The organism is Xanthomonas hortorum pv. pelargonii (assembly GCF_024499015.1).
Lineage (GTDB): Bacteria > Pseudomonadota > Gammaproteobacteria > Xanthomonadales > Xanthomonadaceae > Xanthomonas > Xanthomonas hortorum_B.
Map to the genome: position 1 here is coordinate 505,211 of NZ_CP098604.1, position 25,625 is coordinate 530,835.

Genomic DNA, 25,625 nt, shown 5'->3' on the forward strand with positions numbered 1-25,625 from the left:
CGGCGAGTGCGTGAGCGCTCTATCAGCGCCAGCGTCCCTGCCCTTCAGCCGGCGCGCACGCTCGGGGCTGGACAGCAGGTGTGGGTACGCCAACTGAAAGGATGCCGCGTTGCGGCTCGCGAGGTCTGCTCGATCGACCACGCCACAGCGATGTGCTCGCGCCGCTGGCAATGCGCGAACTGCTGTACCACCTGAAGGCCGATGCACTTGTGGGTCAGATGGCCATCACCGAGGTGGCGCCGGTTCACCGGTAGAGAGGAAGCAATCGAGCGTGTGTTCCAGCTCCGCGAAGGTGCACACCGTGCTGGACGCCACCGTTGCACTGCGATCGCGGCAATTGAGCATCGCCACCACCTGCGCCGGTCGGTGATCGCCCGGATACTTCCGTAGCGTCAGCTCGACTGCAACATCGCTGTGCCAGTGTGCCGTCTCCAACGACCAGCACGGATCGTTGAACTCCAGCAGCACCGCGCCATCTTGCGCATCGACGATCTGCGGGGTTTCCACCCACAGCGACATGCGCGGCTCCCAGGCCCGGATCGCGATGCGATACCTGCCCGAGGGCGAATGCGGCCCTGCCGCGTCGGCAACGACCGTCACTTCACTGCGCCGCGTACTGCGCGTGGCTGACCTGTTCCAGCCAGGTCACCGGCGAGCCGTCCTGTGCCTCGGCGATGGCGATATGCGACATCGCCACCGTCGCATTGGCGCCGTGCCAATGCTTGACGCCCGGCGGAATCCACACGATGTCGCCGGGGCGGATCTCCTGCGCCGGCTTGCCCCACTCCTGCACACGCCCGGCACCGGCGGTGACGATCAGCGTCTGACCCAACGGATGGGTGTGCCAGGCAGTACGCGCGCCCGGCTCGAAGGTCACCGTGGCACCGCCCACCCGCGCCGGCGCGTCGGTCTGGAATGGCGCATCGATACGCACCTTGCCGGTGAAATAGTCGGCCGGGCCGACTGCAGAGGCCACGCCACCGGCCTTGCTCACCCTGATTGCTTGTTGCTCTTCACCACCGGGCGTGACGGCGGCCATCATCGACAGCGACATCGCAGTTGCGAACAGATTCATTGCAGTGCTCCTTGATCCAGTGCTTGAACTGTAGCGCGCATGCGTACACCGACTACTCACCCGATTGCGCATGCACCTAGAAACACAGCGCATCAATGCGGGCAATGCACTCGGATTTGAAGCCATCACGCAGATTCGCGCATGATGCAGCCGCATGAATGACATGCCTGACGCCGGCATTCGCATCGATGGCGCGTGAAAATCTCAACGATCTGCAGGTCTTCGTCACCGTGGCACGCGAAGGCAGCTTCACCCGTGCCGCCGCGCAACTGGGCGTCTCGCAGTCGGCGTTGAGCCATACCGTGCGCGCATTGGAAACGCGGCTTGGCATTCGTCTATTGACCCGCACCACACGCAGCGTGTCGATGACCGAAGCCGGCGCGCGTCTATTCGAGACCGTGGCACCGCGCCTGGAAGAAATCGACGACGAACTGTCTGCGCTCACCGAATTTCGCGACAAACCGGCCGGCACCATCCGCATCACCACTGCCGGCCATGCGGCCGATGCTTACATCTGGCCAGCGCTATCGAAGGTGCTGCCCGATTATCCCGATCTCAAGATCGAGGTCACCGTCGATTACGGCCTGGCCGATATCGTCGCCGAGCGCTACGACATCGGCATCCGGCTCGGCGACCAGGTGGCCAAGGACATGATCGCGGTGCCGATCAGCCCGATGCAGCGCATGGCGGTGGTGGCGGTGCCGAGCTACTTCGTGCATCACACCATCCCGGCGGTACCGGCCGAACTGGCGCAGCACAACTGCATCGGCTTGCGCCTGCCCACGCACGGCGGCTTGCTGCCCTGGGACTTCGAAAAGGACGGCCGCGAAGTCAAGGTGCGGGTGGACGGGCAATGGACCTTCAACGGCAGCAGCGCGATCCTGCGCGCCGCATTGGCTGGCGGTGGACTGGCGTTTCTGCCGGAAACCATGGTGCTGGAACATATCGCCGCCGGCCGGCTGCGCCGCGTGCTGGACGACTGGTGCGACCCGTTCGACGGCTATTACGCCTATTACCCCAGCCGCCGCCAATCCTCCAGCGCACTCAAGGTGGTGATCGATGCGCTGCGGCACGATCTGGTGCGTTGACGCGGGCGAAGGGGGCGCCATGGGTGCCGCCCTGGAGACAAGGACGTACTTACGGCGTGTCCTGCGATGGTGCGCAGGCATGACTCTGCAGCCACGCCGCAGATCAGCCGCTCTATACCTGATTTATCCGCACTGCTCAATCACTCCAAGACAACCGAGACTTCGCGTCGTCGCGTCGTTTGGATGTAGCCGAATACTCAACAGCCTGGTTAGTCGAGCGCGCGGTGCCCTCGCCGCTCGCGGGACACGCCGCAAGTACGTCCATGTAGCAACTGTGTTGATCAGGACCCCGATTCGCGGCCTTCGATCGGTTTCCTTCGGGTGCGTCCATCGGTAGGTGCCGGCCGCTGGCCGGCACGCTTTTGCGTTTGCGCATGGCCGTCAAATGCGCTCAGGCGGGCTTCATGGCGGCTCTTTCATCGCGCACGCGCGCATTGAGGATCACCAGCATCTTGCGCATCACCGCCACAAGGGCGACCTTGCCCTCCTTGCCGCGTGCCCGCAGCGCTCTGTAAAAATCGCGCAGACGTGGCTCGTGCCGAGCTGAGGACATGGCCGCCATATACAGCGCCTGTCGGATGTCGGCTCGGCCTCCGCCAATCCCCGTTTACCTCGCATCGCGCCGCTGTCGCGCGAGAGCGGGGCAACGCCAACCAATCGGGATATCTGCTTTCCGCTGAGCGTCCCAAGCTCTGGTAACCGGCACGCCAGCACGGCCAGCAGCACCGGACCGACCCCTTTGAGCGTCTTCAACGCAGCCAGGTGCGGTTGCTCGGTGAGCAGCGTCTTCAGCTGCCCGGCGATCAGTTTGTCTAACCGCGCCACACTGCGCACAAGCTGGTTCACGTTGCCCTGCAGCAGCTTGCGCAGCGCTTTTCCGCAACCTGCTGCAGCTGCTGCCTTGCTGTTTTCAACAGATCCACCAGTTGCCGACGGGCACGCACATGCTCGCCCAGATCGCGCTGCCATGGTTCCAGTGGAACATACTGATGGAGCTCCATCTTCTCGGCCATGCAGGCCAACATGGCGGCGTCCAGCCGGTCGGTCTTGGCCAGTCCCAAACCGTTGGCCAAGTTGCGTGCCCGTTGCGCATTGACGCGCGCCACCGGCAATGCGGCGTGATGCAAGGCATCCAGCGCTGCCAGCTCGTAGCCCCCGGTCGCCTCCAGCACCACCTGCCGCACCGACAGCGTATTCAGCCAATCGACAAGCTTCCGATGACCGCCTGCGGTGTTGGTGAACTGACGGGTCTGGCCTCGAAAAACCGCAACGTCAAGAGAGTGTTTGCACACATCGATCCCGATTCCGCTCATGGGAAATCTCCGCTAGGCTAGAAATGTCGAGAGCTCCCTCGCTTGCCCAGTCTTATCGTTTCGAGTGTCACCTCGGGCAACTGTTCGGGCGAATCAAGGGAGAATCCGGCGTGGGTACCAAGCTACACGACGATCGCTGAGATCCAGGCTCTCACGGTGGCCCACGCCGGCTCTCGACACCTAAACTGCCAGATTCCGAACAGATAAGGCTCGGTGGCGGCATCCATGCCGCCACACGGTCCCGCAATCGGCGAGGACACCGCACCAGAGAGTTTGCTGGCTGCTTTACTCAAAGCCATGCACCGACCATCTCGACTGGTCCTTGCCGGCCCACCGTCGCGGGACCTTACGCGGCATGGATGCCGCGTAAGAGCCTACACGGACGTACTTGCGGCGTGTCCCGCGATGGTAGGCCGGCAAGGGCCCTGCAGCCAAGAAGCAGATCAGCCGCCCTACTACTTACCAACCAGTTTCTGCCGCTCGGGGCTGTACCGCTCGCCGACAATCGCCACGGCATCCAGCGCCTGCTGGATCCGCGCAAGATCCTCGCCGCTCAACGTCACAGCAGCGCCGCCCAGATTTTCTTCGAGTCGATGCAGCTTGGTGGTGCCGGGAATCGGCACGATCCACGGCTTGCGCGACAGTAACCACGCCAATGCGACCTGTGCCGGCGTTGCATCTTTGTCTGCAGCGATGGCCTGGATGCGCTCGACCAGCACCTGATTGGCCTGCCGCGCTTCGGCCGAAAAGCGCGGTACCTGATTGCGGAAATCGTCGTCGGAAAATTGCGTCTCAGCGTTGATGGCGCCAGTCAAAAATCCCTTGCCGAGTGGGCTGAACGGCACAAACCCGATGCCGAGTTCTTCCAGCGCCGGCAGCACGCTGGTCTCCGGCTCGCGCCACCACAGCGAGTATTCGCTTTGCAACGCGGTCACCGCTTGCACCGCGTGCGCACGACGAATGGTGTCGGCACCGGCTTCGGAGAGGCCGAAGTGTTTGACCTTGCCTTCGGCGATCAAATCCTTGACGGTCCCGGCGACCTCTTCGATCGGCACAGCCGGGTCCACGCGATGTTGATAGAACAGATCGATACGGTCTGTCTTCAAGCGTGCAAGGCTGGCCTCTGCCACAGCACGAATCCGTTCGGGGCGGCTGTCGAGACCGGCATCGGCATGCCCGTTCTTGAAACCGAACTTGGTCGCAATCACCACCTGGTCGCGATGCGCGGCCAATGCCTCGCCCAACAGTTCCTCGTTGACGAAGGGCCCGTAGGCTTCGGCAGTGTCGAAGAAGGTCACGCCCTGCGCCACCGCCGCATGCAGCAGCGCGATGGCGTCCTTGCGCGCGGTTGCCGGCCCGTAGCCGTAGCTCAGGCCCATGCAGCCCAAGCCCAATGCGGACACCTGTAGCCCGCTGCTTCCCAACTGTCGTGTTTGCATCGTTTGCTCCCGCGGCACACGGCCGCATTGGATGAGTCGGCCGCAGGCGGCAACACCGCTGCAGCACCGATGCCACACGATAATCCTGCGCCACGCGCACATTGCACAGCGGCTGGCGCTAACGGTTATGAGTGCGCTTCATCAACGCAGTGGTCGGCATGCGTGTCATGAAGCGACGTGATCGCCGCATACAAATGCGGGAGACACGCGCGAACAGACGCCGCAAGCGTAGGTCCAGCGCGCCTAGAAACCACTCGGCACTTCGCGTCTGGTTGTGCCCGCCGTGCGCGCAACATCCGGCCGATACGCACGCAAGAACAGCGCGACTGCACCGCGCACATCGCGATTCTGCTGCACAGAATCCGCATCCACGCCATCGCCACGCATCGCCGTATTTGCCGGCAACGCTGTCATCAACTCGAAAAAATGCACCGAGGCATCGGGCAGATTGTCGATGACCAGGCTGCTCCGCTCCACTTCGCGCGCCAGCAGCGCGCGCATCATGTTGTCGTAGCGCTCGAAGGCCAGTGTCCACATCTCTTCGCGCATCTGGCTGGGCAACAACGGCGGCCGCACCAGGCCATACGCCGTGTCGTCCAGCGCGCCACTCGTGGAGATCCGTAGCACCGCCTTGGCGACCGCCGCCAGGCGCTGCTCTAACGGCGCCTGCATCTCCAGTAACGCGTCCCATCGATTGGGCGATGCATGCGCCAGCGCTTCCAGCGTGGTGCGGAACAGCACCTCCTTGGACGCAAAATGCGCATACACCGTGGCCTTGGACACCATCGCCCGTTCGGCGATGGTGTCCATGCTGGTCTTGTCGAACCCATGGCGCGGAAACAGCTGCCGCGCCGCCGCCAGAATCGCGCCACGTTTGTCGTGTGGCGCGCGTCTGGCCGGGCATGCAGGCGCGGCATCAACGTCCGTCTCAGCCATTGGGCTGACCTGTTGCAGTGGTGGCCAGATTGGGCTCGGCCGATTGCAGCCAGCCACCACCCATCGCCTTGTAGAACGTCGCCAGATTGGTGAAGCGCGACAGTTGCGTGGTGATCAGGGTCTGCTGGGCGCTATATAGCGAGCGCTGCGCATCCAGCGCCTGCAGGTAACTGTCCACGCCGCGTTCGAAGCGCGCCTGCGACAGCCGGTAGCTGTCGGCTGTGGCATCCACCAAGGCCTGCTGGGCCTGCAATTGCCGGCCCAGGGTTTCGCGCTGCGCGAGCGCATCGGAGACCTCGCGGAACGCGCTCTGGATCGCCTTTTCGTATTGCGCCACTTCGATAGCACGATTGGCCTTGGCCATGTCCAGATTGGCGCGGTTACGCCCGGCGTTGAAGATCGGCAACGTCAGCGTGGGCACGAAGCTCCAGGCGCGGGTCCCCGAATCGAACAGGTTGGACAGACTGCTGGTGGACGAGCCCTGCGATGCGGTCAGGCTGATGCTGGGAAAGAACGCCGCGCGCGCCGCGCCGATATTGGCATTGGCCGCACGCAAGTTGCGCTCGGCTTCCAGGATGTCCGGGCGGCGTTGCAGCAACTGCGACGGCAATCCGGCCGGCACGCTGGCCAGCACGTTGCCGTCCACGCTGGCGCCATCGGGCAACGCACGCGGCAACAGCTCCACCGGCACCTGCGTGCCCACCAGCAGTACCAGGGCATTGCGATCCTGCGCCACCTGCGCGGTATAACGCTCCACATCCACGCGCGCGGTTTCCACCGTGGTTTGTGCCTGGCGCAGGGTGAGCTGCGAGGCCATACCCAACTCGAAGCTGCGTTGCTGCAGGCGATAACTATCGCTCTGGCTGCTCAAGGTGGACTGCGCCAACTGCAGCAACTGCTGATCCGCTGCCAGCGTCAGATAGGCGGTGGCCACTTCGGCCACCAGGCTGATGTGCGTGCTGCGGCGGGCCTCGGCGGTGGACAGAAACTGCTGCAACGCCTGTTCCTTCAGGCTGCGCACGCGCCCGAACAGATCCAGCTCGTACGCACTGACGCCGATGTTGGCGCTATAGGTGCGAAACACCTGCGGCTGGCCCGGAATCGCCAGCTCCGACGGTGTGCGCGCGTTGTTGGAAGTGCCGGTGCCCTGCACCGAAGGCAGCAGCGCAGCGCGCTCCACCCGGTACTGCGCGCGTGCCACTTCGATGTTGAGCGCGGCCACGCGCAGATCGCGATTGTTCTCCAACGCCAGCGCGATCACCTGCTGTAGCGCGGGGTCGGTGAACACCTGCCGCCAGCCGATGTTGGCGATGTCCATCGCCTCGTCGGTGCTGGTGTTGGTGGCGACTCGGTGGCGTTCGAAGCAATCGTGATATCGGTGCCGGCAAAGCGCTCCGGCACCGGCGCGTCGGGCCGTGCATAGCGCGGCATCAGCGTGCAACCGGACAGCACGCTGGCCACCGCGATCGCGGTCAATGTCATGCGAATCGGGGTCATCTCAGTGTCCTGTCGGTTGTGGGGCGGGTGAAGTGGGCTGTGGTCGGCGCTTGAACAGGCCCATCACCAACACAAAGAACAACGGCACGAACAAGATCGCCAAAATCGTGCCGGACAACATGCCGCCGATCACTGCTGTGCCCAACGCATGCTGCGCGCCTGCACCGGCACCACTGCCGAGCACCAACGGCACCACACCCAGGATGAAGGCCAGCGATGTCATCAGGATTGGCCGCAAGCGCATGCGTGCTGCTTCCAATGCCGAGTCGATCAGGCTCTTGCCGCTTTCATGCAGCTCCTTGGCGAACTCCACGATCAGGATCGCGTTTTTCGATGCAAGACCAATCGTGGTGAGCAGGCCAACCTGGAAGTACACATCGTTCATTTTCCAGGTCAGCATCGCGCCCAGCAGCGTGCCGAACACACCCAGCGGCACCACCAGAATCACCGAGAACGGAATTGCCCAGCTTTCGTACAGCGCGGCCAGGCACAGGAACACGATCAGGATCGACAGGCCGTACAACAGGCCGGTCTGACCGGTGGAGGATTTTTCCTGCCGCGACAAACCAGTCCACTCGAAGCCGATGCCCGGCGGCAATTTGGCGGCCGCCGCTTCCACGATCTGCATCGCTTCGCCACTGGATGCCGCGCCGGGCAGCGCCATGCCCAGGATTTCCACCGACGGCACGCTGTTGTAACGCTCCAACCGCGGCGAGCCCGATTGCCAGCTGGCGGTGGCGAAGGCGTTGAACGGCACCATCGTGCCGGCGCTGTTGCGCACGAACCAGCGGTCGATGTCCTGTGGATTCATGCGGTACAGCGCATCGGCCTGCAGCATCACCTTCTTGACGCGTCCCTTGTCGATGAAGTCGTTGACGTAGGTACTGCCCCACGCGCTGGAGAAGGTGTTGTTGATGTCGGCGATTGACACGCCCATGGCCTGCGCCTTGTGCGAATCGATCTCCAGCTTGAACTCGGGCGTGTCTTCCTGCCCGTTCGGGCGTACCGCCACCAGGCGCTTGTCCTGCGACAACTCGGCAAGCAACTGATTGCGCGCCTGCATCAAGGCTTCATGACCGAGGTTGGCGCGGTCCTGCAGCATCAGGTCGAAGCCGGTGGCATTGCCCAACTCGGACACCGCCGGCGGTGCGAACGCGAACACCCTGGCATCGCGGATGCCGGCGAAGAAGGCACCGGCCTTGGCCGCAACATCGGTGACGCTCTGGCCCTTGCCGGTGCGCTCGTCCCACGGCCGCAGCTTGACGAACGCCAGGCCGGTATTCTGGCCGCTACCGGCAAAACTGAAACCAGAGACGGCGAACACGCCAGCGACCGAATCCTTCTGGCCGACCAGAAAGTGATGTTCCACCTGCTTGAGCACCTCACCGGTGCGCGCATCGGTGGCACCGGGCGGCAACTGCACCAGCACGAACAGCGTGCCCTGGTCTTCGTCCGGCAAAAACCCCACTGGCAATTTCATAAAGCCGAACACCACCAACGCCAGCAGCGCGGCATAGGCAAGCATGTACCCCCAACCCTTGCCCAGCATGTGACGCACCACGCCCTGGTAACGGTTGTTGCCACGATCGAACACGCGGTTGAACCAGCCGAAGAAACCGGTGGTGGCCAGGCCATGGCCTTTTTCCACCGGCTTGAGCAAGGTGGCGCACAAGGCCGGAGTCAGGATCATCGCCACCAGCACCGACAAGGTCATGGCCGAGACAATCGTGATCGAGAACTGCCGATAGATCACACCGGTGGAGCCACCGAAGAACGCCATCGGCACAAACACCGCGGCCAGCACCAACGCCACACCCACCAACGCACCAGAGATCTGATCCATCGATTTACGCGTGGCTTCCTTGGGCGACAGATGTTCTTCGCCCATCACGCGCTCGACGTTTTCCACCACCACGATCGCATCGTCCACCAGCAAACCGATCGCCAGCACCATCGCGAACATGGTCAGGGTATTGATGGTGAAACCGAACACCGCCAGCACGCCGAACGTGCCCAGCAACACCACCGGCACCGCAATGGTAGGGATCAAGGTCGCACGGAAGTTCTGCAGAAACAGATACATCACCAGGAACACCAGTACCACCGCTTCGATCAGCGTGTGCACCACCTGCTCGATGGAGATCCGCACGAACGGGGTGGTGTCGTACGGCTTTTGCACCTTCATGCCGGGCGGGAAGAACTTCTCCTGCCCTTCCAGGCTTTTATCGATGGCGCGCACGGTATCCAGTGCGTTCGCACCGGTGGCCAGCTTGATCGCCAGACCGGCCGCCGGCTTGCCGTTGTAGCGGCCCACCGTGTTGTAACTCTCGCTGCCCAGTTCGATGCGTGCCACATCGCGCAACCGCACCTGCGCGCCATCGGACTGCGTGCGCAGCAGGATGTTTTCGAACTGCTCGGCCGTCTTGAGCCGGGTTTGCGCAGTGATGGTGGCATTGAGTTGCTGATTGGCCACCGCCGGCAACGCGCCCAACTGACCCGCCGAGACCTGCGCGTTCTGCGCCTGGATCGCGGTGCGCACATCCACCGGGGTCAGGCTGAAATTATTCAACTTGTTGGGGTCCATCCACACCCGCATGGCGTACTGCGAGCCGAACAAGGTGGTATCACCCACGCCTTCGACGCGGCTGATGGTTTCCTGCACGTTGGCCGCCACGTAATCGGACAGGTCCGAATCGCTCATGCTGCCGTCTTCGGAAGTGAAGGCCAGCACGTTGAGGAAGTTGGTGGCCGACTTGGTCACCGTCACGCCCTGCTGCTGCACTTCCTGCGGCAACAACGGGGTGGCCAGCGACAACTTGTTCTGCACCTGCACCTGCGCGGTGTCCGGATCGGTGCCGTTGTCGAAGGTCAGGGTGATGGTCACCGCACCGCTGGATTCGCTGGTGGAGGCCATGTAGCTGAGGTGGTCCAGCCCCTTCATCTTCTGCTCGATGACCTGGGTGACGGTGTCTTCCAGGGTCTGCGCCGAGGCGCCCGGGTAGTTGGCGGTGATGGCGACGGCGGGCGGTGCGATGCTGGGGTACTGCGCAATCGGCAGTGTGGCGATGGACAGGATGCCGGCCAGCATCACGATGATGGCCAACACCCAGGCGAAGATCGGACGATCGATAAAGAAACGTGCCATGACGTGTGATCCCGCCTCAGTTGGCCGCACGCGGTGCGGTCGGGGCGGAAGGAGTGCCGGCTGCATCACCAGCAGTCGCGGGCTTGCCCTTGGGCTGCCACGGCACAGTCTTGACCTCGATGCCGTCGCGGGCGCGCGAGACGCCTTCGACCACCACCTGCTCGCCGGTCTTCAGGCCGCTTCGCACCAGCCACTGGTCGCCGACTTCGCGGTCGGTGTCCAGCACGCGCAATTGCAGCTTGTGATCGGCACCGACCACGAACGCGGTCGGCTTGCCGGCGCCGTTGCGCGAGACCGCCTGCTGCGGCACCAGCACGCCCTGCTCCTTGATGCCCTCCTGCAGCACCGCGCGCACATACATGCCCGGCAACAACTCCGCATTCGGGTTCGGGAACACCGCGCGCAAGGTGATCGAGCCGGTGTTCTGGTCGACGGTGACATCGGAAAACGCCAGCTGGCCCTGCAGCGGATAGGTGCTGCCGTCTTCCAGCAGCAGCGACACCTTGGCCGCGTCGTCGCCGGCCTTTTCCAGATCGCCGCGCGCCATCGCCTGCCTGAGCCGCAATAACGCCGCGCTGGGCTGGGTGACGTCGATATAGATCGGGTCCAGCTGCTGGATGGTGGTCAGCGCGGTGGCCTGGTTGGCGGTCACCAAAGCACCGGGGGTCACGCTGGAGCGGCCGATGCGGCCGGAGATCGGTGCATCCATGCGCGCAAACGCCAGGTTGATGCGCGCGGTCTCCACGCTGGCCTTGCCGGCCGCCACGTCGGCTTCGGCCTGACCCAGAGCCGCGTCGGTGTCGTCGCCCTCCTGCTGGCTGACCGCCTTGATCTGCACCAGCTCGGTATAGCGCTGGGCCTTGAGTTTGGCGGTGCGCAGATTGGCCTGCGCCTTGGCCAGGGTGGCCTGGGCGCTGGCGTAACTTGCGCGATAGGTCGCCGGGTCGATCTGGTACAGCGTCTGCCCGGCCTTGACATCGCCGCCCTCGGTGAACTGGCGCGTCTGCACGATGCCGCCCACTTGCGGGCGAACTTCGGCGATCAGGTAGGGAACGGTGCGTCCGGGCAGTTCGGTGGTGAGCGTCACCGACTGCGGTTTGACGGTCAGCACGCCCATCTCGGGCATGCCCTCGGCCGGCGGCGGACCTCCAGGCGGGCTGCCGCAGGCACTCAGCAGAACGGTGGCGGCAACGGCAGCGGCAAGCACAGGCAGGCGAAACGAAGCATGAGGACGCACGAGAAAGTCTCCGACGGGACACATGAGGATTAAATCTAAACGGTACGGTTCGGTATACTAATAAGCTCTACCGTAGGCGTCAAGCATTTCTGCCCAGTCGGTATACTTAAAGTTCAAGAGTGGAGTGAGTCGATGCGGGTCAGAACCGAAGAAAAACGCGACGCCATCGTGCAGGCGGCCAGCGAGGTCTTCCTCGAGCTGGGCTTTGAAGGCGCCTCGATGTCGCAGATCGCCGCCCGCGTGGGCGGCTCCAAGCGCACGCTGTACGGCTACTTCCCGTCCAAGGAAGAGCTGTTCGTGGCGTTTGCCAAGGACATGTCCGACCGCTATTTCGACCCGCTGCTGAGTGCGCTTTCGCAAAGCAGCGGCCCCGTTGCCGAGGCACTGCAGCGCTTCGGCGAGGACGTGCTCACCTTCTTGTGCGCAACGCCCAACATCACCAGTTGGCAGACCATCATCGGGGTATCCGGCAGATCAGACGTCGGCGCGCTGTTTTTCAGCGCCGGTCAACAAGAAGGCATGCAGCGCTTCGCCGAATACCTGCAGACACAAGTGGACTGCGGACTGCTCCGCTGCGACGACACCCTGCTTGCCGCCCACCAGTTCGCCGCCCTGCTCGAAGCCGAAACCCTAATGCCCTGCCTGTTCGGCGCACTCAAGGATCCCTCACCGGAGTATCTCCGCGATGCGACGCAGCGCGCAGTGGAGCTGTTTCTGGCGGGCTATGGATGCAAGAACACCGCGGCGTGATGCGCGGCGGTGTTTGATACGTTGGGTAAGCGATGAGTCGCTAACGCTCTCGCTTCTGCGGCTGCACAGCATTCGTGCACGCGCGTGATGTTTTCCAGGCTTTGTTGGTGTGACAACAACAGCCTATTTGTCTGCAGCGGATTGCTGCGTCTGCGCATTGCCGGCAACTAAGAGCGGCTAACAAAACTACTTCACGTCAGCCTACTGCAGGCCGGCTGATCTGCTGCCTGGCTGATCTGCTGCCTGGCTGATCTGCTGCCTGGTTGATCTGCTGCCTGGTTGATCTGCTGCCTGGTTGATCTGCTGCCTGGTTGATCTGCGGCCTGGTTGATCTGCGGCTTGGCTGCAGGGCCCTTGCCCGCCCACCGTCGCGGGACACGCCGCAAGTACGTCCATGTAGGCTCTTACGCGGCATCCATGCCGCGTAAGGTCCCGCGACGGTGGGCGGGCAAGGACCTGTCGAGTTGATCGGTGCGCATGGCTTTCAATAAAACAGCCGGCAAACTTTCTGGTGCGGTGTCCTCACCGCTTGCGGGACCGTGTGGCGGCATGGATGCCGCCACCGAGCCTACATGGACGTACTTGCGGCGTGTCCCGCAAGCGGTGAGGGCATCGCGCCCTCGACCCACGCAGCGTTTGATCTGGACGTCTGACTGCATCCACCAAGAGACGGCCGACAAAACCGCTGCACTCACCGATAGGCGCCCACTCGCTAGGTTTTGTTAGCCGCTCTAAGTGAACCGCCCTGCGCTTGCCTGGCGATCCTTACTCGGCCACCGCGCACTTGGCGCACAAGCCATGCACTTCCAGCGTCTGCGCCTGCGGCTGAAAACCCAGTGCCTTGGCGCGGGCTTCCAGTTGCGAGACCACGTCGCGGTCTTCCAGCTCCACCGCGCTATGGCAGCGGTCGCAGATCAGGAACGGCACCGAGTGCTGGGCGCTGTTGGGGTGGTGGCAGGCGACGAAGGCGTTGACCGATTCGAGCTTGTGCACGAAGCCATTGGCCATCAGAAAATCCAGCGCGCGGTACACCGTGGGCGGCGCGTCGGCGCCGACGCCCTTGCCTTCGCGCACCCAGTCCAACAGCTCGTAGGCCTTGACCGGCTTGCCGGCGTCGGCGATCAGCCGCAGCACGTTGGCGCGGATCGGCGTCAGCCGCAGGCCGCGCTCGGTGCACGCGCGCTCCACCGCGCGCACGAAGCCATTGGCGTCGTCAACGTGGTGATGCGGTGCAGTGCAGGCGTGTTCGTTGGTCTTCATCACAGGCTCCGGCGGTCAGCCCGCTCCTATCTTGATGAGTGCCGCATCGATGCGTTTCAAGGCGCCCTCACGTCCGGCCAGGTACACCGTCTGCGAAATGTCCGGGCTGACCTGGGTGCCGGTGATGGCCACGCGCAGGGGCTGGGCGACCTTGCCCATGCCCAGTTCCAGCGCGGCGGCCGCATCGTGCAGCGCGGCCGAGACACTTTCCACACTCCATTCGCTGACGCCGGCCAGCAGTTCGCGCGCCTTGCCCAGCGGCACTTCGGCGCCTAGCTTCAGGTGCTTGATCACCGCAGCTTCGTCATAGGTTTCCAGCGGCTGGTACCAGACCACGGCTTTTTCGGCCATTTCCTTCAAGGTCTGCACGCGCTCGCGCAATGCCACCACCACATCGGCGGCGGCCGGGCCGGCAGCGACATCGATGCCGAGCTTGGCCAGCTGGTATTCCAGCTGCGGGGCGATGCTGGCCGGGTCGTCGGTTTTGAGGTAATGCTGATTGACCCAGCCCAGCTTGGCCATGTCCAGCCGCGCAGCCTTGGAATTGACGTCCTTGACGTCGAACAGGTCGAGCAATTCCTGCTGGGTGAACAACTCCTGGTCGCCGTGCGACCAGCCCAGACGCGCAAGATAATTGATCAACGCATGCGGCAGATAGCCGGCATCCCTGTACTGCATCACGTCGGCCGCGCCGGTGCGCTTGGACAGCTTGGCGCCCTGCTCGTCCAGGATCATCGGCATGTGCGCGAACTTGGGCACCGGCGCGCCCAATGCTTCATAGATGTTGATCTGGCGCGGGGTGTTGTTGATGTGGTCGTCGCCGCGGATCACCTCGGTGATGCCCATGTCCCAGTCGTCCACCACCACCGCGAAGTTGTAGGTGGGAAAGCCGTCCGGGCGGAAGATCACCATGTCGTCGAGCTCGCTGTTGGCGATCTCGATGACGCCCTTGATCAGGTCGTCGAACACCACCGTGCCGCCGATGGGATTCTTGAAGCGGATGACTCGGTTGGGGTCGTCGCGGTACGGCAAGTTCTGCTCGCGGGCGGCGCCGTTGTAGCGCGGTTTTTCCTGCTTGGCCATCGCGACCTCGCGCATGGCGTCGAGCTCGGCGCGGGTTTCGTAGGCGTAATATGCCTTGCCCCGCGCCAGCAGCTGCTCGGCGACCTCCTGATAGCGGGCCACGCGCTGGGTCTGGTAGATCGGGCCTTCGTCGTAGCCCAGGCCCAGCCATTCCATCGCCTCCAGGATGGCGTCGATCGCCTCCTGGGTGCTGCGCTCACGGTCGGTGTCTTCGATGCGCAGCACGAACTGCCCGCCGCGGTGGCGTGCCTCCAGCCAGCAATACAGGGCGGTACGGGCGCCGCCGATGTGCAGGTAACCGGTGGGGCTGGGAGCAAAACGGGTGCGGCAGGTCATGGAGCGCTCGGCAAAACGGGTGTCGGCCGATTTTACCTTGCGCAGCGCAGACCTGCCCGCTTGCGGCTCAGCGGTTGCGCAGCAGGTCGCCGTAAACCACGCAATCGCCACCGCTGCGCGCCGGGCCTGGTGCGTCGTACAGCACTAGCCAACTGGGCGTGTTGCCGGCCAGGTGTTTGGGAAGGTTGCAGATCGCCTCGGCACGGTCGCTGTCGGTGCCATGCGGCAGCACCGCCGATTCCAGCAGGTCGTGCTGAAAGCGCACCGGTGCCTGGTTGGCGGCCAGCGCTGCGCGCGCGTCCGGCCATTTGAACAGGCGGATTTCGCCGTTCAGCACCATGGTCGGCCCGGCCAACAGGTACAGATCGTCGCCGGAATAATGCAGGTCGCGGATGCCCAGCCCGCCCAGTTGCAGGAAGTGCTTGCGCAACAGCGTGCCGTCTTCGTCCAGCGGCGCCAGGCGCAGATGGTCGCCATGCGCTTCGACCCGAATCTCCAGCATTGCCGACCAGCCGCGCAGCACCGGCCCACGCAGGCCCAGCAGCAGCCGTTGGCCGTCCACCACGATGCCTTCGATATCGAAGCCGTTGTCCTTGCCCGGGATCTTCAGAAACGGGCCGAAATGCGGGTCTTCGGCCAGCAGGTCGGTGAGCTGGTTGTGTTTGGCATCGCCCTTGAGTCGCAGCGCGCGACGGCCGTCGGCGGCTTCGCGCACCAGTCGCGGGGTGCCGTCGGCATCGCGTTCGATCGGCAGACAGGCCAGCAGGCGGCGGTTGGCATCGAGTTTGAGCTTGGTCAGGCGCTTGGCGTTTTCGGCATCGTCGCGGCTGCGTTTGGCATTTTTGCGCTTGAGGCCATGCGAGCCGATCACCCACAGAAATCCATCCGACAGCGCCATGCCTTCCAGATCCGCCTCCTCGGCCGCCTCGCCCGGCAGACCCAGCAAATCGGCCAGCGCAAAGCTCTGCCCTTGGCCGAAGCGCAGCGTCTCGCGCTGCACGGGATCGAGCTTGCGCAGCCGATCCACCGCGCAGGCTTCGTCGCCGGCCACCCACAGCCAGTCGTCGGTGAAGGCCGCGCCGGACAGATTGCTGTGCACCAACGCGCCGGGCGCGAATTCGAGCCGGACGCTGTGCGGAATCAGGATTTTCTTGGCCATGGGAACCTGGTGGGTGGTGGGTCAGTCGAACGCGGCCAGCTTGGCACGCGCCACGTGAGCGGCCAACTGCCCGTGCCAATCGCGGTCGTTGGCGACCTGCGCGTGCGCGCGGCTGGCTTCGAAGGCGTCGAAGTCCAGCTCCGCATAGGCCCACACCGCATCGCCGTGCGTTTGTGCCAGCACGCCATCGGCCGGGAAGCCGACATCCATCGGCGCGAACACCGCCGCTTCGCCGGTATTGACGTCCAGCGCCGGGCTCCACGGCGCATCGCCGGCGGTGACCGATTGCGCGACGAACACACGATTTTCCAGCGCGCGCGCCAGGCAGCCGATGCGCACCCGCATCGCGCCGGCGGCGGTGTCGGTGCAGCTGGGCACGATCAACAGCCGCGCACCTGCTTCGTATTGCGCACGCACCGGCAGCGGAAATTCGCTGTCGTAGCAGATCGCGATCGCCGCGCGCACGCCATCCAGCTCGAACACCTTCAGCGCATCGCCGGGATCGATCAACCCGGTGGCCTTTTCGAAGCCGGTGAGCTGCAGTTTGTCCTGCCAGCCGTGCCGGCCCTCGGGAGTAAACCAGTCGCTGCGATTGCGGTAGCGGCCCTGGCCCAGGTCCAGCAGAAAACTGCCGGCAATCAGATGTACCTGATGCTGGCGCGCCAATCCGGCAAACAGCTCCAGCCACGGCGCACGCAGCGCCTGGATCGCCGCCAGCGACTCCGGCAAACCGGCAGAAACCTGCGTGCCGAAGGTTGCGCCCAACTCCAGCGCCAGATATTCCGGCAGTACCAACACACGTGCGCCGGCAGCGGCGGCCTCACTCACCAACGCGGATTGACGCGCGGCGAACGCAGCGAAATCGGCGGGTTTGCCGATCGGGTATTTGGCGACGGCGATTTTCATCTGGTGGCCTTGTTGCGATTGATCGGAAGGTGCGACGTGGCGAGGCGCTCGTTGGCAATCATGACGACACCGCACGCGTCCACACGCTCAAGCTGTGGTCGATCTCGCCGTGTTGCAACTCCGCCCATGCCAACTGCACGCGCATCTGCGGTTGCGGCGCATAGCCGCGCTTGCGCCAGAACACATCGTTGGGCCGGTAGTCGGCCGGTTTGCGCGGATCGTCTTCTGCACGTTCCACCGAGCAAAACGCAGTGAGCGCAAATCGGCCCAGCGCGCGTGCATGCGCCTCGCGTTGGTCGAAAAATGCGTGACCGATCCCCTGCCCGCGATACGCCGGCAGCAACACCGATTCGCCGAAATAAAACACGCTGGCCGGGTCGATGCCGGCCACGCGAAATGGCAAGTGGAAGGCCTCGCTGTCGTCGAGCAACGGCAAACCGGTAGAGGCACCGACCACCGCATCGCCATCGCGTGCCAGCACGAACACGCTATCCGGCGAGGCCGCATACGCAGCCAGATAACCGCGTTCGTAATCGGCATCCCCCTCGTACAGATACGGCCATGCCCGGAACACCGCGATGCGCAGCTGCGCCACCGCATCCAGATGCGGCAACACGTCCGTGCCGCGCACCGTTTCGACGATCAGGGAGGAACCAGTCATGCCTGCATGGTAAGCGAGCCTGACCCGCCTTCCACATCGAGCCTCACCGCAGCCAACGGCCGTTGCCCGGACCCGCCGCATCGGGTTGCTGCCATAGCAGCCACACCGCCGCTTCTTCGGCGGCCAGCAGCACTCCGAGCAGTGCATCGGTACTGCGCGTCCAATAGCTGCCGTTGTTCAACCGCTGCCATGGCCCGTAGCTGTGCGTCGGCGCCGTGCCAGGCCGCGCTTTGTGCTGCTGCGCCGCCCGCAAAAAACCGGCTCCGCCCGTGCGCAGCGCCTGAGCAGTGGCTGCATGCAGGCGCAGGCCGATCACGCCGCCGCGCCCCTCACGGCCGAGCGGCAACGCCGACAACGGCGAACATTCCCAGCGCTGCAGTGGCGCTGCGGGAAGCAGCGCCACCGTGTCGATCCCGGCGGGCAGCAAACGCTGCGCCCGCCGGTGTACCTGTGCGTGAGCGAGCATGCCGGCCTCAGCGCAGGCTGTTGCCAAGCTCGTACCAATCGAGCTTGCGGGTGACCCACATGATGCTGGCCAGGATGCCGAACAGCAGCAACGATCCCATCAACAGCGCGTTGTCTTCGGAGACCAGCAGGCTGTAGAGCACGCCATACAACGCGGTGAGCATCACCGAGAACCCCGCCGCGCGCGCCCAGCTGCGCAACACCCCGGACAGATAGAAGAACTGCAAACCGATACACGCCGCGGCCGACACCAGATACGCCTGCCAGAACGCGATGTGCTCGGAAAGGCTCAACAGCAGCAGGAAGAAGATCGCCAACGCCAGACCCACCAGCAGATACTGCAAGGGATGGATCGGCAAGCGCTTGATCAACTCGAACAACACGAACGCCACAAACGTCAGCACCACGAACAGGATGCCGTACTTGCTGGCGCGGTCGGCCTGGGTATACACGTCCACCGGGTCGACCAGGCGCACTTCCAGCGTATCCAACGACGATTGGCTGGACTGCAACTGCGTCTGCGCACCGGTGGCCAGCGACGACAGTGACCAGCTGGCATCGAAGCCCTTCGGCCCGATGCTCGGCGCGTTCGGCAGGAAGCGGCCGCCGAAGGACGGGTGTTGCCAGCTGGAGCGCAAGGCGATCTCGTTATTGTCGGCGATCGGTGCGATGGCAAGCCGGCGCGTGCCGTCCAGCACGAACTGCATGTCCACCACGTTACCGTCCTGCAGGCGGCCGGCGACCGGGTCGGCCAGCGGGCTCAGTTGGGCATGGATCCCTGCCGAGCGATCGGCCAATGCGCCTGCGCCGCTTTCCAGTGCCAGCGTGCGTCCATCCACCTGCAGGCGCGGTGTGCCCACCAGCCCGCGCACATCGGAAATGCCCACCGCCAGGTGCGGCTGGCCATACACGCGGGTCGGCGCGGCGACGTAGTCAAACGGCGCGTATTCGGCATGCAGGGTCGCTTTCCAGGAATACACCTGCACCCGATACAGGCCCACTTCGCGCACCGAGGGCACCATCTCGCCGCTGAGTTTCAGGCTGCGCGGGGTCTGCAGCAGCGCGCCTTCGCGCTTGCGCCACACCTTACGCTGGTTGCCCTGCTCGTCCGGCTCGGTGACCTGCACGTCCTCGGTATACGGCAGCACCCGCACCGGCGCGATGAACTGCTGCTCGCCGGCCTTGCTCTGCGCTACCCGCTCCACCGCCTCGTCGCGGTAGCGGGCGCGGTCCTGCACGGCGCCGCGGATCAACAGCAACGGAATCAGCAACAGCAGGATCAGCCCGCCGATGGTGGCGAACCGCAACAACAGTTTCAGGGATTTCATCGGCCATCCTCATTCTTGGAGGTGGCCAGGGTGCGATGTGCCGGTGTGGAGGGTTTGAGGCGAATTTGAAGCGAATGTGAAGTGGGCGATCAGCTGGCGAATCGTCGTGCCTTGCTGCAATTAGAGGGGCTAACAAAAACTGGCAAGCGCTCGCCTGGGTCGAGGGCGCGGTGCCCTCGCCGCTCGCGGGACACGCCGTGAACCCATCCCTGGGGGCTCGGTGGCGGCATCCATGCCGCCACACGGTCCCGCAATCGGCGAGGACACCGCACCAGACAGGTTGCTGATTGCTTTATTGAGAACAGGACACGGCGCCAGCCAGTTTGCTGGATGCTTTGTTGAAAGCCATGACCACCGACCATCTCGACTGGTCCTTGCCTGCCCACCGTCGCGGGACCTTACGCGGCATGGATGCCGCGTAAGAGCTTACAAGGACGTACTTGCAGCGTGTCCCGCGATGGTGGGCGGGCAAGGGCCCTGCAGCAAACCCGCGGCATCGAGGGCGCGGTGTCCTCACCGCTCCAGAAAGTGAGTCGGCTGCTTTGTTGAAAGCCTGCCTGTTGATCTCGTTGCGTTGCGAAGCTGATCGGATGCACGGTTATCCAGACAACGCGTGTATACCTTGCTTGCAACCATGCGCACCGACCATCTCCACTGGTCCTTGCCCGCCCACCGTCGCGGGACCTTACGCGGCATGGATGCCGCGTAAGAGCTTACAAGGACGTACTTGCAGCGTGTCCTGCGATGGTGGGCGGGCAAGGGCCCTGCAGCCAGGCAGCAGATCAGCTGGCAAGCCGCCCAGCCGCCAGCAGATCAGCTGGCCTGCAGTAGGCTGGCGTGAAGTAGTTTTGTTAGCCGCTCTTGGTGCGTCAGCCAGCCGGCAGCCGCAACGTCGCCATCGCGCCGCCGCCCTCGCGGTTGCCCAGCGCTACTTCGCCGCCGTGCAGGCGCGCAACTTCCCGCACGAACGGCAAGCCGAGCCCGGAACTGCGTTGCCCGGTCTGCGGGCGGGCCAACGAGTAGAAACGCTCGAATACCCGTTCCACTGCGTAGTCCGGCACGCCGCTACCACGGTCTTGCACCGACACCTGCAATTTTCCATCGTGCAACTGCGTACGCAATTGCACGGTGCTGCCTTCCGGCGAAAACGCGACTGCGTTTTCCAGCAGATTGATCAGCGCCTGGCGCAGCAGAAACCCGTCGCCGAGCACGTAGTGCTCGCGCGCTGCATCAGATGCGACATCGATCTCCACCCGCACGCCGGCCGCTGTCGCGCGTGGCAGAACCGCATCCACTGCTGCATGCAGCAAGCCAGCCACCGCGATGCGCTCGCGCTTTTGCAACCAACCGTGCTGCTCCACCTCGGCCAGTGCCAGCAGCTTGTCGATGGTCTCGGTCAGCCGCAGCTCCTGCGCACGAATGCTGGCCACGAAGTGCTGGCGATCGGCTTCCGGCAGTGGCTCGCTCAACAGTTCGGACGCACCGCGGATTGCCGCCAGCGGGCTCTTCATCTCGTGCGTCAGCGACTGCACGTACTGCTCCACGTAGGCCTTGCCCTCCAGCTTGCGACGCATGCTTTCCAGCGCCTGGCCCAGATCGCCGATTTCATCGCCGCGCGGTTTGGGCGGCGGCACCGGAATGCCCGCGCTCACCGCCTGGGCGTAGCGGTTGAGCCGGCCGATGCCGCGCATCAGCCACCATGTCATCAAGATGCCGATCAATGCGGAAATGCCGATCAACCAGGCCCCGCGCTGCAAAATGTTGCGCTGGCTGGCCTCGATAAACGGGTCGATGCTGCGATTGGGCTGCGCCAGCGTCAGCACGCCGATCAATTTGCCTGCATCGTTGGGTGCATAGATCGGCGCGGCCACATGCATCACCGTGGCGGTCGGGTCGCCATCGACCTCGGGGCTGGAACGCGCGCCATATTCGCCGCGCAAGGTGCGATAGACATCGTTCCAGCGCGAGTTGTCGCGGCCCACATCGCGGCCCAGCGAATCGAAGACGACCACGCCGCGCGCATCTGTCACGGTGACGCGGTACGCCACGTCGTTCTTACGGAACCGCCATACCCTGGCCTTGGGATCGCGCTGCTGCGCCTGCGCCACATTGCGCGCAAAGCTGCCGGTGGCGATGGTGCCGCCGGCCAATTCGCCGCTGGCCATTTCCGCCAGCACATTGGCCGCATCCACCAGGGTGGATTCCATCGCCTGGCGCACGCCCGGTTTGACCTCGTTGACGAACACCCGCATCACGAAGAATGCGGCCAGCCCGACAATCAGGAAGAAGCCCAGGAACAGCTTGAGACCGAGCCGCATGTCAGACCCCGACGATAAGAACGCGACGCATGCGCTCGGCCATGCCTACAGCTCCAGCGCGTAGCCAAGGCCACGGTGGGTGCGGATCGGGTCGGCCGGCACGCCGGCCTGGCGCAGCTTGCCGCGCAGCGTCTTGATGTGAGTATCGACAGTGCGGTCGGCACTGTCGGCGCTGGCATCCCAGCCGCGGTCCATCAGCTGCGCGCGGCTCAGGATCGCGCCGGGGCGCTGCAACAATGCCGACAGCAGCGCGTACTCGTAGCGGGTCAGCGGCAGCAACGCCTCGCCGTAGCGGATGCGGCTGCCCTCGCGATCGATCGCAAACGCGCCATGCGGCTGCCAGCCCGCTTCGACCACTGCGGCCACCGCGCGACGCCGCAGCCGCGCACGCACCCGCGCCACCAGCTCGCGCGGAGAGAACGGCTTGGCCATGTAGTCGTCGGCGCCCAGCTCGAAGCCGAGCACGCGGTCGATCTCGTCGTTGCGCGCGGTCAGAAAGATCACCGGCACGTCGCTGAAACTGCGCAGCGTGCGGCACACCTCGAAACCGTTGATGTCCGGCAGGCCCACGTCCAGCACCACCACATCGGCCGGGTCGGCGCGCAGCCGCGCCAATGCATCGCGACCCAGCAGGCAATGCTCGGGCGCATAGCCTTCGCTGCGCAGCGCGTACAGCACGGTATCGGCAATGGCGGCTTCGTCTTCGACGACGAGCACGCGGGCGGGGGACTCGGACATGGCGCGCAGCATAGCCGCATGCTGGCGCGGCCTGCAGGGCACCGCGTGCAACGCGACTGATCTAGGGCCTGTTAACACTAATGGCCCGAGCGATTAAACTATTGGGCATGGAGATCACGCCAGCACAATTTTCTCTGATCGAACACTGCCTCGCCGGCGCAGCGCGGCAATGTCAGCATGACCAACCTGCAAGTGGTCAACGCCATCCTTTACGTTGCCGAGCATGGCTGCAAATGGCGCGGCCTACCCAAGCGCTTTGGCAACTGGCATACGGTCTACACACGCATGAACCGTTGGGCCAAGGCGGGTGTGCTGGACCGGATGTTCGCCCAATTGCAGAAGTCCCAGATCGTGCGCATCAAGATCGAAGCAGTCTCGCTGGACTCCACCAGCGTCAAGGTCCATCCCGATGGCACGGGTGCATTAAAAAACGGCCCGCAGGCCGTCGGCAAGTCTCGCGGTGGATGGAACACCAAGATTCATATGGTTGCCGCAGATGCTCGAACAGCCATCACCTTTGGATTGACGCCTGGCAACGTGCATGACGCACCTGCAGGCCGCGCGTTGCTTGAACACCTGGGGCCAGTGGAGCGGCCGATTCATTTGTTGATGGACCGTGCTTACGAAGGCAACGAAACACGCCAGTTGGCGCTCGATCTTGGCTTCGTGCCGGTGGTCCCGCCGAAATCCAATCGGGTCGAGCCTTGGGAATACAACCGGGAGATGTACAAGCGGCGTAACGAAGTGGAGAGACTGTTCCGTCGCTTGAAAGGCTACCGCCGGATTTTCTCGCGCTTCGAGAAGCTGGATGTCATGTTCCTTGGATTCCTCAGCTTCGTCCTAGTCGTTGATGGGCTTCGGATGTGTTAACAGGCCCTAAAACGGCGCAACACCCTCTAAACTGCTGCGATGAACTATCGCCACGCCTTCCATGCCGGCAACCATGCCGACGTGCTCAAGCACATCGCCTTGCTGGCGCTGATCGACACCCTCAAGCGCAAGGACACACCGTTCTTCGTGCTCGATACCCACGCCGGGCGCGGGCGCTACCAGCTCGGTGGCGAAGAGAGCCGCAAGACCAACGAGGCCGATGCCGGGGTGATGCGGCTGATGGCCGAGTCGACCCTGCCCGAGGTGGTCGAGCGCTATCTGCGCGCGGTGCAGGCCGACAACCAGACCGTCGCCCGCCCGTCCACACCCGGCCAGAAACCGGCGCGGCCCACTGCCGGCATCCAGATCAACCACTACCCCGGCTCGCCGTTGCTGGCCGCACAAGCGCTACGCGAGCAGGACCGCATGGCGTTCTGCGAGTTGCAGCCGGAAGAGGCCGAGGCGCTCAAGCGCCTGTTCGCCAAGGACAGCCGCGTGCGCGTGCATGCCGGCGATGGCTGTGAAGCGATTCGCGCCTTCGTGCCGCCGCGCGCGGGCGAGACCAAGATCGGCCGCGGGCTGGTGCTGATCGACCCGCCGTACGAGTCGCAAGAGGCCGAGTACCCGCAAGTCATCCACAGCGTGCGCGAGACCCTGGCGCGCTGGCCGCAGGCGATGTGCATGGTGTGGTACCCGATCAAACTGCGCCGCAGCCTGCAGCCGTTCATGCGCAAGGCGGCCACGCTGCCGGCCAAGTCGGTGCTGGTGGCCGAGCTGCAGGTGCGCCCGGACGACTCGCCGCTGCGCCTGACCGGCAGCGGGCTGCTGATCGTCAATGCGCCGTGGCAGTTCGACCAGGTGCTGGCACCCGCGCTGCCGGTGCTGAAGAAGCACCTCGGCGAGGCCGGTGCCTCGACCCGGCTGGAATGGCTGCGCCAGGACGCCTGAGTCATCAGGGCCGGGCGTGCCTTCGCCTCGGCAAACGCAGCTGCATACTCACGACTGGATCACGGTATCGCTCGGTACAGTAATGTGGGAAGCACTGCCACCCTCCAAACGGCCCCCAGCGGCGCACCGGATTCATTCACGGTTGTGCGCTGGGCTGGTGCCAGAATCTTCCGATCTTCAAGGAACACCGGTCATGGCCATTCGCAATCGCATGCCTCCCTGGCATGAAAACTTCAGTCTGCCCAATGGCCGCACCCTTCTGCTCCGACCGATCCGTCCTGAGGACGGTCCGCCGCTGCAGGGGGCTTTCAGCCTGTTGGGACCGGAGGAAATCCGCGAGCGCTTCGTGCGCTCCTCCGCCGAAATCACCCCGGAGATGGTCCAGCGCCTGACCCATCCCAATCCCAAGAGCGAAATCGTACTGGTCGCCGCCGAGCAGTTGCCGCCGGGCGAGGCGCTGGTTGGCGCAGTCGCGCGCGCAGCGCTGGTGCCGGGCACCCGCCAGGCCGAGTACACCATCCTGGTCAGCAGCTTCGTCGCCGGCCAGGGCCTGGGACGGCAGCTGATGCGCAAGCTGGTCAAGTGGGCGCGGCGCAAGTATCTCGACTGCCTGTTCGGCGATGTGCTGCAAAGCAACGTGCCGATGCTGCAGTTGGCCGAGTCGCTGGGCTTCAAGCCGCAGCCGCATCCGGATTCGCCGGAGCTGGTGCGCATGGTGTTGGAGCTGGATGCCTGATTCGCCGGGATTCGGGATTCGGGATTCTGCCTAAAGCGGGTGATCTGTGGCTTGGTTGCAAGGCCCTTGCCCGCCCACCATCGCGGGACACGCTGCAAGTACGTCCGTGTAAGCTCTTACGCGGCATCCATGCCGCGTAAGGTCCCGCGACGGTGGGCGGGCAAGGACCAGTCGAGATGGTCGGTACGTATGGTTTTTAACAAAGCAGCCAGCAAACTTTCTGGTGCGGTGCCCTCACCGATTGCGGGACCGTGTGGCGGCATGGATGCCGCCACCGAGCCTACATGGACGTACTTGCGGCGTGTCCCGCGAGCGGTGAGGGCACCGCGCGCTCGAC

Annotated in this window: 20 protein-coding genes and 3 pseudogenes; 6 read left to right on the plus strand and 17 right to left on the minus strand. The window is 64.4% G+C overall.

Annotated features, from left to right (window positions below):
* Positions 1-97 precede the first annotated feature (97 nt).
* A pseudogene (locus NDY25_RS23090) lies at positions 98-233 on the plus strand (AraC family transcriptional regulator N-terminal domain-containing protein); the annotation flags it as partial.
* Here the strand turns inward: NDY25_RS23090 and NDY25_RS02240 are convergent.
* Complete coding sequence (locus tag NDY25_RS02240) at positions 226-519, minus strand: hypothetical protein (RefSeq protein ID WP_168957806.1); 294 nt, start codon at positions 517-519, stop codon at positions 226-228. The pseudogene NDY25_RS23090 and the gene NDY25_RS02240 overlap by 8 nt on opposite strands.
* Before the next feature lie 82 nt (positions 520-601).
* Positions 602-1,075 carry a (R)-mandelonitrile lyase gene (locus NDY25_RS02245; RefSeq protein ID WP_168957807.1) on the minus strand — a complete coding sequence of 158 codons (474 nt, stop codon included), beginning with the start codon at positions 1,073-1,075 and terminating at the stop codon, positions 602-604.
* A gap of 188 nt (positions 1,076-1,263) precedes the next feature.
* Between NDY25_RS02245 and NDY25_RS02250 the strand changes: the two genes are divergently transcribed.
* The gene (locus tag NDY25_RS02250; RefSeq protein WP_162498362.1) at positions 1,264-2,163 is read left to right on the plus strand and encodes a LysR family transcriptional regulator; all 900 of its coding nucleotides are present in this window, start codon (positions 1,264-1,266) and stop codon (positions 2,161-2,163) included.
* A gap of 391 nt (positions 2,164-2,554) precedes the next feature.
* Here the strand turns inward: NDY25_RS02250 and NDY25_RS02255 are convergent.
* The 6 genes and pseudogenes from NDY25_RS02255 to NDY25_RS02280 all read right to left on the minus strand — a co-directional run bounded on the left by NDY25_RS02255 (position 2,555) and on the right by NDY25_RS02280 (position 11,730).
* Positions 2,555-3,476, minus strand: a pseudogene (locus NDY25_RS02255) (IS110 family RNA-guided transposase).
* A gap of 455 nt (positions 3,477-3,931) precedes the next feature.
* The gene (locus tag NDY25_RS02260; RefSeq protein WP_168958854.1) at positions 3,932-4,915 is read right to left on the minus strand and encodes an aldo/keto reductase; all 984 of its coding nucleotides are present in this window, start codon (positions 4,913-4,915) and stop codon (positions 3,932-3,934) included.
* Positions 4,916-5,158: 243 nt separating this feature from the next.
* A complete protein-coding gene (locus NDY25_RS02265; protein ID WP_256627740.1) occupies positions 5,159-5,851 on the minus strand; it encodes a TetR/AcrR family transcriptional regulator in 693 nt (230 codons plus the stop codon).
* Positions 5,844-7,348, minus strand: a pseudogene (locus NDY25_RS02270) (efflux transporter outer membrane subunit). The gene NDY25_RS02265 and the pseudogene NDY25_RS02270 overlap by 8 nt, the downstream one beginning before the upstream one ends.
* Before the next feature lies 1 nt (position 7,349).
* On the minus strand, positions 7,350-10,493 hold the full coding sequence (locus NDY25_RS02275) for an efflux RND transporter permease subunit (protein WP_168958857.1): 3,144 nt from the start codon (positions 10,491-10,493) through the stop codon (positions 7,350-7,352).
* Positions 10,494-10,509: 16 nt separating this feature from the next.
* Positions 10,510-11,730, minus strand: coding sequence for an efflux RND transporter periplasmic adaptor subunit (locus NDY25_RS02280; RefSeq protein ID WP_256627741.1), 1,221 nt, complete (start codon positions 11,728-11,730; stop codon positions 10,510-10,512).
* Between the two features lie 132 nt (positions 11,731-11,862).
* Here NDY25_RS02280 and NDY25_RS02285 point away from each other — a divergent pair, with 132 nt between their 5' ends.
* Positions 11,863-12,480 (plus strand): TetR/AcrR family transcriptional regulator, encoded by a 618-nt coding sequence (locus tag NDY25_RS02285; RefSeq protein ID WP_256627742.1) that lies wholly within the window; start codon positions 11,863-11,865, stop codon positions 12,478-12,480.
* Positions 12,481-13,245: 765 nt separating this feature from the next.
* Here NDY25_RS02285 and NDY25_RS02290 read toward each other — a convergent pair.
* The 9 genes from NDY25_RS02290 to creB all read right to left on the minus strand — a co-directional run bounded on the left by NDY25_RS02290 (position 13,246) and on the right by creB (position 22,746).
* Entirely contained in the window at positions 13,246-13,740 is a 495-nt protein-coding gene (locus tag NDY25_RS02290) for a transcriptional repressor (RefSeq protein WP_023904546.1), read from the minus strand.
* A gap of 15 nt (positions 13,741-13,755) precedes the next feature.
* Positions 13,756-15,159 carry a glutamate--tRNA ligase gene (gene gltX, locus NDY25_RS02295; RefSeq protein ID WP_168958859.1) on the minus strand — a complete coding sequence of 468 codons (1,404 nt, stop codon included), beginning with the start codon at positions 15,157-15,159 and terminating at the stop codon, positions 13,756-13,758.
* Between the two features lie 67 nt (positions 15,160-15,226).
* Complete coding sequence (locus tag NDY25_RS02300) at positions 15,227-16,318, minus strand: DUF3616 domain-containing protein (RefSeq protein ID WP_168958860.1); 1,092 nt, start codon at positions 16,316-16,318, stop codon at positions 15,227-15,229.
* 21 nt (positions 16,319-16,339) lie between these two features.
* On the minus strand, positions 16,340-17,224 hold the full coding sequence (locus NDY25_RS02305; RefSeq protein WP_168958861.1) for a carbon-nitrogen hydrolase family protein: 885 nt from the start codon (positions 17,222-17,224) through the stop codon (positions 16,340-16,342).
* 58 nt (positions 17,225-17,282) lie between these two features.
* The gene (locus NDY25_RS02310; protein WP_168958862.1) at positions 17,283-17,885 is read right to left on the minus strand and encodes a GNAT family N-acetyltransferase; all 603 of its coding nucleotides are present in this window, start codon (positions 17,883-17,885) and stop codon (positions 17,283-17,285) included.
* 43 nt (positions 17,886-17,928) lie between these two features.
* Positions 17,929-18,351, minus strand: a complete 423-nt coding sequence (locus tag NDY25_RS02315) for a hypothetical protein (RefSeq protein ID WP_168958863.1) — start codon at positions 18,349-18,351, stop codon at positions 17,929-17,931.
* A gap of 7 nt (positions 18,352-18,358) precedes the next feature.
* Entirely contained in the window at positions 18,359-19,678 is a 1,320-nt protein-coding gene (gene creD, locus NDY25_RS02320) for a cell envelope integrity protein CreD (protein ID WP_168958864.1), read from the minus strand.
* 869 nt (positions 19,679-20,547) lie between these two features.
* Positions 20,548-21,996 (minus strand): two-component system sensor histidine kinase CreC, encoded by a 1,449-nt coding sequence (gene creC, locus NDY25_RS02325; RefSeq protein WP_168958865.1) that lies wholly within the window; start codon positions 21,994-21,996, stop codon positions 20,548-20,550.
* Between the two features lie 45 nt (positions 21,997-22,041).
* Positions 22,042-22,746 carry a two-component system response regulator CreB gene (creB, locus tag NDY25_RS02330; RefSeq protein WP_176341452.1) on the minus strand — a complete coding sequence of 235 codons (705 nt, stop codon included), beginning with the start codon at positions 22,744-22,746 and terminating at the stop codon, positions 22,042-22,044.
* A gap of 95 nt (positions 22,747-22,841) precedes the next feature.
* Here creB and NDY25_RS02335 point away from each other — a divergent pair.
* The 3 genes from NDY25_RS02335 to NDY25_RS02345 all read left to right on the plus strand — a co-directional run bounded on the left by NDY25_RS02335 (position 22,842) and on the right by NDY25_RS02345 (position 25,288).
* Positions 22,842-23,604 (plus strand): IS5 family transposase gene (locus NDY25_RS02335; protein ID WP_256627964.1). Its coding sequence is split into 2 segments (ribosomal slippage): positions 22,842-22,886 and positions 22,888-23,604, totalling 762 coding nucleotides; the frame shifts between segments, so codons are not numbered across the junction.
* 39 nt (positions 23,605-23,643) lie between these two features.
* The gene (locus NDY25_RS02340; protein ID WP_256627743.1) at positions 23,644-24,552 is read left to right on the plus strand and encodes a 23S rRNA (adenine(2030)-N(6))-methyltransferase RlmJ; all 909 of its coding nucleotides are present in this window, start codon (positions 23,644-23,646) and stop codon (positions 24,550-24,552) included.
* A 193-nt stretch (positions 24,553-24,745) separates the two neighbouring features.
* Positions 24,746-25,288, plus strand: a complete 543-nt coding sequence (locus NDY25_RS02345) for a GNAT family N-acetyltransferase (protein ID WP_006450344.1) — start codon at positions 24,746-24,748, stop codon at positions 25,286-25,288.
* Positions 25,289-25,625 lie beyond the last annotated feature (337 nt).